Source organism: Streptomyces pseudogriseolus, assembly GCA_002154585.1.
Lineage (GTDB): Bacteria > Actinomycetota > Actinomycetes > Streptomycetales > Streptomycetaceae > Streptomyces > Streptomyces pseudogriseolus.
On record MUNG01000568.1, the window covers coordinates 1 to 639 of the forward strand.

Annotated in this window: 1 protein-coding gene; it reads right to left on the minus strand. The window is 74.3% G+C overall.

The annotated features are described in order from the left end of the window. Positions 1–23 precede the first annotated feature (23 nt). The coding region (locus tag CCN29_RS32775; RefSeq protein WP_086686141.1) for an ABC transporter permease at positions 24–639 on the minus strand (616 nt) is incomplete at its 5' end.

Genomic DNA, 639 nt, shown 5'->3' on the forward strand with positions numbered 1-639 from the left:
CGCCCGCACCCCCGGCCGCCCGCTCACGGCCCGGCCTCCAGCCCCCGCGGCCGCAGCAGCAGCTCCGCCAGCGACGCCAGCCAGTCCACCAGCAGCGCCAGCGCGACGGTCAGCACCGAGCCCACCACGAGCACCGGCATGCGCTGGCTGGTGATCCCGGTGGTGATCAGCACGCCGAGCCCGCCGCCCCCGCCGAAGGTGGCGAGCGTGGCCGTGCCCACGTTCAGCACCAGGGCGGTGCGCACGCCCGCGAGGATCAGCGGCACGGCGAGCGGCAGCTCCACCCGGGTGAGCACGCCGAGCGGGGACATGCCGATGCCGCGCGCCGCCTCCAGCAGCGCGGGGTCGTTGGCCTTCAGACCGGCGATGGTGTTGGACAGCACCGGCAGCACGGCGTAGGCGATGATGCCGATCAGGGCCGCCCGGCGGCCGATGCCCAGCCAGATCACCAGCAGCGCCAGCAGACCGATCGCCGGGGTGGCCTGGCCGATGTTGGCGAGCCCGACGACCACCGGGGTGGCCCGGCCGGCCTGCCCCCGGGTCAGCAGGATGCCCAGCGGGATGGCGATGATCAGCACGAAGAACGTCGAGATCACGGTCAGCTCGATGTGCTGCCACAGCGCCTTCGACACCCGCCCG